The sequence below is a fragment of the Streptomyces sp. NPDC096310 genome (assembly GCF_044763125.1).
Taxonomy (GTDB): Bacteria; Actinomycetota; Actinomycetes; order Streptomycetales; family Streptomycetaceae; genus Streptomyces.
The window spans coordinates 1-6,864 of the sequence record NZ_JBIWFO010000054.1 but is presented as its reverse complement, the minus strand read 5'-3'; the positions used below and the strand labels follow the sequence as shown (position 1 = coordinate 6,864).

General features: G+C 69.7%; 7 protein-coding genes. 3 read left to right on the top strand and 4 right to left on the bottom strand.

Translation table 11 applies throughout. The features are described from left to right. Positions 1-142: 142 nt before the first annotated feature. The 3 genes from ACIQ7D_RS37350 to ACIQ7D_RS37340 all read right to left on the bottom strand — a co-directional run bounded on the left by ACIQ7D_RS37350 (position 143) and on the right by ACIQ7D_RS37340 (position 1,815). Positions 143-1,114 (bottom strand): hypothetical protein, encoded by a 972-nt coding sequence (locus ACIQ7D_RS37350; RefSeq protein WP_403945724.1) that lies wholly within the window; start codon positions 1,112-1,114, stop codon positions 143-145. A gap of 95 nt (positions 1,115-1,209) precedes the next feature. After that, entirely contained in the window at positions 1,210-1,446 is a 237-nt protein-coding gene (locus ACIQ7D_RS37345) for a hypothetical protein (RefSeq protein ID WP_403945720.1), read from the bottom strand. Between the two features lie 192 nt (positions 1,447-1,638). Beyond that, the gene (locus ACIQ7D_RS37340; RefSeq protein WP_403945718.1) at positions 1,639-1,815 is read right to left on the bottom strand and encodes a hypothetical protein; all 177 of its coding nucleotides are present in this window, start codon (positions 1,813-1,815) and stop codon (positions 1,639-1,641) included. A 136-nt stretch (positions 1,816-1,951) separates the two neighbouring features. Between ACIQ7D_RS37340 and ACIQ7D_RS37335 the strand changes: the two genes are divergently transcribed. Then, on the top strand, positions 1,952-3,286 hold the full coding sequence (locus ACIQ7D_RS37335; protein ID WP_403945716.1) for a tetratricopeptide repeat protein: 1,335 nt from the start codon (positions 1,952-1,954) through the stop codon (positions 3,284-3,286). A 27-nt stretch (positions 3,287-3,313) separates the two neighbouring features. Here ACIQ7D_RS37335 and ACIQ7D_RS37330 read toward each other — a convergent pair whose 3' ends face one another. Next, the gene (locus ACIQ7D_RS37330) at positions 3,314-4,051 is read right to left on the bottom strand and encodes an ABC transporter permease (protein WP_403945714.1); all 738 of its coding nucleotides are present in this window, start codon (positions 4,049-4,051) and stop codon (positions 3,314-3,316) included. A gap of 260 nt (positions 4,052-4,311) precedes the next feature. Between ACIQ7D_RS37330 and ACIQ7D_RS37325 the strand changes: the two genes are divergently transcribed. Together ACIQ7D_RS37325 and ACIQ7D_RS37320 are read left to right on the top strand one after the other, a co-directional pair. After that, positions 4,312-4,965, top strand: coding sequence for an HNH endonuclease family protein (locus ACIQ7D_RS37325; RefSeq protein WP_403945711.1), 654 nt, complete (start codon positions 4,312-4,314; stop codon positions 4,963-4,965). Between the two features lie 111 nt (positions 4,966-5,076). Then, on the top strand, positions 5,077-6,774 hold the full coding sequence (locus tag ACIQ7D_RS37320; RefSeq protein WP_403945709.1) for an alkaline phosphatase D family protein: 1,698 nt from the start codon (positions 5,077-5,079) through the stop codon (positions 6,772-6,774). Positions 6,775-6,864 lie beyond the last annotated feature (90 nt).

Genomic DNA, 6,864 nt, shown 5'->3' with positions numbered 1-6,864 from the left:
CGCCACCAGGCAACAGCCCGACGCAGCCACTACAAACGGCGGTCCGCCGACGAACCCGCTGGATAGATCACGAAACCGCACTGGAGTACTAGGGCCTTTCGTTTGGATCCTGGCGAGCCCAGCAAGATCCAAACGAGAGGCCCTAGAACTGCCGGGCGATATCGAGGGCCGCGTACGTGATGCTCGCGGATGCTCCGGCGCGTTTCAGCATCGTGAACAGCTCGACCAAGAGGCGGACATCCCGCTGTCCCGACGCAGTGTCCGCACGGGTGAGCGCCTTGTACTCACCGGAGACCGAGAACGGGAAGAGGGGCGCGCGAGTCATTCCGCGGAGTGTGGCGAGGACATCGGCCGTGAACTGCGCGGGCTCCAGCAGGATCATGTCGGCCCCGTCCGCCTCCATGCGTAAGGCGGTGTCAACGAACTGGTCGGCGCGGGCCGGGTTGATCTGGAATTCCCGGTTGAGACCCGTTTTGGGAGTCGCCCCCATCGTAAGCCGGAACCCGTCGTACAGGTGAGACCAGAAGATCACGTGGGGCATGACGGACACCCCCTCGTGTCCCGCGTCGTCCAGCGCACGACGAACGCCCCCGGTCGTGCCGATCAGCATCGACGCGGGCCCCACGATGTCCGCTCCCGCTTCCGCGTGCATTACGGCTTGCGAAGCCGTTACGCGGATCGTTGCGGCCACGGCCGGACTCCCGTGCTTATCAGTGAGATAGCAGGTGCCCTCCGTGGTGTACGAGCACAGGCACGTTTCCGTCATGACCGCGAGCGACGGTTCCGCGTCCTTGCAGGCGCGGATTGCGCGGGACATGAGAGCGTCGGGGGCGAGCGAGCTCGCCCCAGTGGCGTCCCGCGCGGCGGACTCCGCGAACAGCTTCACGGACCGGATACCGAGGGCAGCACACTCACGCATCACGGCCGGAATACCAGCCACCGTGACCGTGGGCATGGGACGGTCGGCGGGCTCCTCGGTGACGAGCAGCACCATGGACAGATCGGCGGGAGTGAGTGTCTGCCCTTCCAACAGGTTACGGACGGCCGGTCGGCTTCGGAGCGGACTCGTCACCCTGGCGTTCGTACGGGAGCTGTGCTGTGCGGTGTCGGTCATGGTGTCGTCCCCCATCTTGGATGGTTCGTATGTCGGGGTAGGTGGCTCGCCCCACGTAGTCCGGCCCTCGTCCGGTCGGTTGTGCCTCGCCCGGGTCACCAAGGGGTGCGCCCGCTTGTGCGCCCGAGCTGTTTCCGGTGGTGATCGGCGAGCGCCCGCAACTGCCGTCGCTCCCACGCCGTGGCCGGGCGAACCGAGATCCGTGTGGCGTACCAGATCCGGCCCGAGGGGCGGGCGAGACGCACCAGATTTCCGCTGAACGCCGTGATCACGCCGGGCATATCGGTCTTGGGATCGAACACGGCCATGGAGACGCGAAGTTCGGGGTTCACCTGGAGTCCCCCGCCCGACGGTGCGGATGCGCAGCGATCTGCCGGGCACAGTCCATCGCGGTGGTCGCACCGATCCCCCGCCGGGCGTTGTCCCGGCGCTTGTCCCACCAGGCACACACATCACAGTCAGGTACGGGGGCGAGGTCGACCGGGGGATACGGCTCGGCCGGCGAAATACCCAGCCGCCGTCGCTCAATCGGCGTCATGGCCCAGCCGTTCAAGTTCGGCGAGCACGGCGACCAGGAGAGCACGCGTCGGCTCGGCGTAGATCCGGGGCACCTCGTCGGGCAGTAACCGGTGGAAGAACCGGGCATCGACGCTCGCGGCCAACTCCGCGGCCCTGGTGTCCAAAGGCGCCTGATCCGCCATCGGCTGCTCCCTCTGCGTACCGTCACGATGGACCTTGTCGCACTAGGCAACCGTTCGGTCACACACGGCGGTACCGTTGCGGACGAAGCGAGCGTTAAGAGCGTCAAGAGCAGCCGACGGAAAGCGAGCCAGGCCAGTGACGACCCCCGAACCGAACACGGGGCTGGAGCGGCTGTACCGCGAGAGCGGATGGACGCTGCGGCAGGTCGCGCAAGCGGTCAACCGTCTGGGCACCGAGCAGGGGCAACCGCTCAAGTACCGCGCCCCGTCGGCCCATCAATGGCTCCAGGGCCACATGCCGAGGGAGGGCGTACGGTTCCTCGTCCTTGAGGCGTTCTCCCGGCGGCTCCGCCGCCCGGTCACCTACGCCGAAGCGGGATTCGCGCCGCCGTCCGGCCAGTTGGCGACTCGGCCCAGTACCGTGGAAGAGCTGGTCGACCTCGGGAGGCAAGAGATGGACCCGAACCGCCGTGGCGTACTCGGCGCGGGGCTGTTCTCCGTGGCGCTCACCGTTCCTGGCTGGCCCGAAGTGGTCGGCCGTCTGGAATCCATCCAGACCGACCCCCAGAGGCGCATCGGCCGGTCCGAGGTTCAGGCGGTATCGGCCATGACCGACCGCCTCTCGGACCTTGACGACGAATTCGGGGGCCGTTATGCCCGCCCCATGGCTTCCGCCTTTCTGGTCAACACCGTCGCGCCTTACCTGAAGGCGAGCGCATCCGAAGAGACCCGAAAATCGATGATGTCCACCGCGTCCTTCCTGTGTTACCTCACGGGATGGATGGCGGTGGATGAGGGACTGCACGGTCTCGCCCAGAAGTACTACGTCAAGAGCCTGGAGCTCGCGGGCGCCAGCGGCGATCATTTGACCTACTGCCATGTCCTGCGCGGCATGTCGGTCCAGGCCGCGAACCTCGGCCACGGCACGCCGGCCGTACGGCTCGCGAACGCGGCCGCCGAAGCCTCCCCCGAGTCGGGCCCCCGCATGCGCGCGTTCATGGCGGGCCAGCAGGCGCACGCGTACGCCCTGGCCGGGGAGCGTACGAACGCGCTGAACAGCATCCGCGAAGCGGAACGCGCGGTGAACCAAGCAGAGAGCCAACTGGGAACCTTCGGAGGTTTCAGCTCGGCCACGTTGGCTTACTCCACGTCGGAGGTCCGGCACGCAATGGGCGATGTGAAGGGAAGCGTTGAATCCCTGCACGACCATTTCCGTTTGCGAGACTCCAGCGACAAGCAGAGATCTGGTTTGATTTTCAGTTCCCTGCTTGCCGAGCGACAGCTGCAAATGGGCCACCTGGAAGCGGCTTGCACCACATGGGGAAAAGTACTGGACGCCTACCCGGCCATCCACTCCGGGCGCATCGACCAGCAGGTGGCGAAAATCCCGACCCTGCTCGCTCCCTACCGGTCGAACCCGGCCGCCCGGCACCTCCTCGAACGCACCCGTGAGGTCTCCGCGAAGAAGTAGCGGACCCGGAGGCCTGGCCACACGACGTCACACGTCCCGATTCAGCCGCCCCCGCGCCACCAGTTCCAGCACCACGCTCACCGCCACCGCCTGCACCGCCATCAGCGCGACCAGCACGAAGAGCTGAACCGCCCCCGCCAGCACCGGTGACGCGCCGCCCAGCAGCATCCCCACGAACGCTCCCGGCAGCGTGACGAGCCCCACCGTCCGCGTCTGGTCGAGCCCCGGCAGCAGCGCGTCCGACGCGGCCGGCCGCGCCACCTCCATGCGCGCCTCGCGGTCGAGCAGCCCGAGCGCCATGCCCGCCTCGACCTCGCCGCGCCGCGCGTGGAGTTCGTCGAGTGCCCGGCGCCCGCCCAGGACCGTCGCGGTGAGCGCGCCGCCGATGAGGATGCCCGTCGTGGGGATCACCGCGATGCCCTTGGCCGGTACGACGCCGGTCAGCAGCAGGACCGTCATCACGGGCGCCACTCCGGCCCCGATCGGCAGGGCGGCCCACCACCAGGTCCTGTTCGCGGTGACGCGCCGCCCGGCGGTCCGTACGGCGACGGCGTACATCAGCGCGATGAAGCCGAGCAGCGGCGGTACGGAGCCGATCACCGAGCCGATCACCAGGGAGACCGCGCCGAGCTGCAGCGTGGCCCGTACCCCGGCGACGGCGATCTCGCGGCCCCGCCCGAGACGGGAGAGTCCGGCCACGGCCACCGCGGCGATCAGCAGCAGGCCGAGCACGACTCCGAACGTGATATCGACCCGCAGCAGCACGTGCCCATCCTAGCCGCCACCTAAGTCAACTTTGCCCACGTAAGCCCGAATTGTTTTCCCGTCAGAAACAACCAGAACCCACCAACCCCTTGATGTGACGTGTCCATGTCGCCACTCTGTTACCTGAAGCCCACCTTCCGGAAACCCGCCGAGGCAACGATGGCGACCGGGCTCACCGGCCGAGCCCCCTCAGCTCTTCAGCTCCGCACCACGGCCTCACGTCAGGTTCCGCAGGTTCCCCCCACTTCAAGGGAGTTCCCATGTCTGGTGTCTACGCGCGTCGAATGCGCCGCTTCGCCGTTCTCTCGGCGACCGCCGCCATCGCCACCGCCACCACCCTGCTCACCGCCCCCGCGGCGCAGGCCGCCATGCCCACACCCGTCAGCGCCGCCACGGCCCGTACCTACCTCGGCAGCCTCACCGTCCAGGCGGAAGGTTCCTCCAGCGGTTACAGCCGCGACCTGTTCCCGCACTGGATCACCCAGTCCGGCGCCTGCAACACCCGCGAGGTCGTCCTCAAGCGCGACGGCACGAACGTGGTCCAGGACTCCTCCTGCGCCGCCACCAGCGGCAAGTGGTTCTCCCCGTACGACGGCGCCACCTGGTCCGCCGCCTCCGACGTCGACATCGACCACATGGTCCCGCTCTCCGAGGCGTGGAAGTCGGGCGCCAGCGGTTGGACCACCGCGCAGCGCCAGGCGTTCGCCAACGACCTGACCCGCCCGCAGCTCATCGCCGTCACGGACAACGTCAACCAGTCCAAGGGCGACAAGGACCCGGCCAACTGGATGCCGCCGCTGGCCTCGTACAAGTGCACCTACGTCCGCGCCTGGGTGCAGGTGAAGTACTACTACAACCTCAAGGTGGACTCCGCCGAGAAGACCGCGCTCACCAGCGCCCTGAGCGGCTGCTGACCCACCACCGACGCCCCGCCTCTCCCCCCCCACCCCCTCCGTCGTCCCGCACAGGACTTCCGTACCGTACGGGACGACGGAGGACGGGCAAGGACACCGGAGAGGACACAGATGACCGGTCTGCGCGTGGGACCCCTGCTGCGGTACGTCGACGGGGAGGGCGCCGGAACGGCGACCGTCTGGGTCGAGGCGGACCGCCCGGCCACCGCCGAGGTCCGGTGCGCCGACGGTGCGGGCGGCGCCTCCCGTACCTTCCATGTGGCCGGCCACCACTACGCGTTGATCCTGGTGACCGGCCTCACCCCCGGCACCGCCACCCCGTACGAGGTGCTGCTCGACGGAGCGTGCGTGTGGCCGCCCGTCGACGGCCGCTTCCCGCCGAGCACGATCCGCACCCCGGCGCCTCCCGGGGCCGGAGACCCGCCCGAACTGCGGGTCGCCTTCGGCTCCTGCCGCTGGGCGTCGCCCCCGCACGGCGAGCCCGACCCGGTCGGCCCCGACGCGCTCGACACCCTGGCCGCCCGCCTCGCCGCCGACCCCGCCGCACCCCGCCCCGACGTGCTGCTGCTCCTGGGCGACCAGGTGTACGCGGACGAGACCTCCCCGGCGACGCGGCGCAGACTGGCCGCGCGCCGGGACCTGAGCGAGGCGCCGGGCGCGGAGGTCGCGGACTACGAGGAGTACACCCACCTCTACGACGAGTCCTGGACGGACCCGGACGTACGGTGGCTGCTCTCCACCGTGCCCAGTTGCATGATCTTCGACGACCATGACCTGATCGACGACTGGAACACCAGCGCCTCCTGGCTCGCCGACATGCGGGCGCTGCCGTGGTGGCAGGAGCGGGTGCTCGGCGGGCTGATGTCGTACTGGGTCTATCAGCACCTCGGCAACCTCTCCCCCGCCGAACTCGCGGCCGACGAGCTGTACGCGACCGTTCGCGCCGCGCCCGACGCCACCGAGCCGCTGCGGGCGTTCGCCGCCGAGGCGGACCGTGACCCGGCGGGCGTGCGCTGGAGCTACCGGCGCGACTTCGGGCGCACCCGGCTGCTGATGGTCGACTCGCGCGCCGCCCGGGTCCTGGACGAGCGGCGGCGCGCGATGCTGGACGAGGACGAGGCGCGGTGGGTACGGGAGCAGGCGCTGGCCGACCGGGACGCGTACGACCATCTCCTGATCGGCACCTCGCTCCCCTGGCTGCTGCCGCCCTTCATCCATGACCTGGAGTCCTGGGACGCCTCGCTCTGCGGGGGCGAACGCGGGCCGCGCTGGGCGCGCTTCGGCGAACGGCTGCGCAGGGCGGCGGATCTGGAGCACTGGGCGGCCTTCCCCGACTCCTTCGAGGAGCTGGCCGCGCTGATCGCGGAGGTGGGCGACGGGGCGGCGGCGCCGGCCACCGTGTGTGTGCTGTCGGGCGATGTGCACCACGCCTACGTCGCCGAGCCGTCATGGCCGGGCGGCACGGGGCCGGGCCCTCGGGTCGTACAGCTCACCTGCTCCCCCGTGCACAACTCCGTCCCCGCCGTCATGCGGCTCGGCTTCCGCTTCGGCTGGAGCGGTGCGGGACGGTGGCTGGGGCGCGCGCTGGCCCGGCACGGCCGGGTCGCGACCCCGGGGGTCTCCTGGCGCAGAACGGGCGGGCCGTGGTTCGGGAATCAGCTCATGACGCTCACACTGCGTGGCCGTGCGGCCGGACTCACCCTGGAGCGGGCCCACGCCGGGCGGACCGGTGACGGGCGGGCGACCGCGGAGCTGGTGGTCGTGGAGGAGCGGACCTTGACACCCCGGGGCGCGCCCGCCGCTCCTTAGAAGTCATCTCATTTGGTGAGTCTGCGGTAGCAGATGAGGGTGCAGGCGATGCTGGTGAAGGCCAGAAAGTGGTCGGCCTTGCGTTCGTAG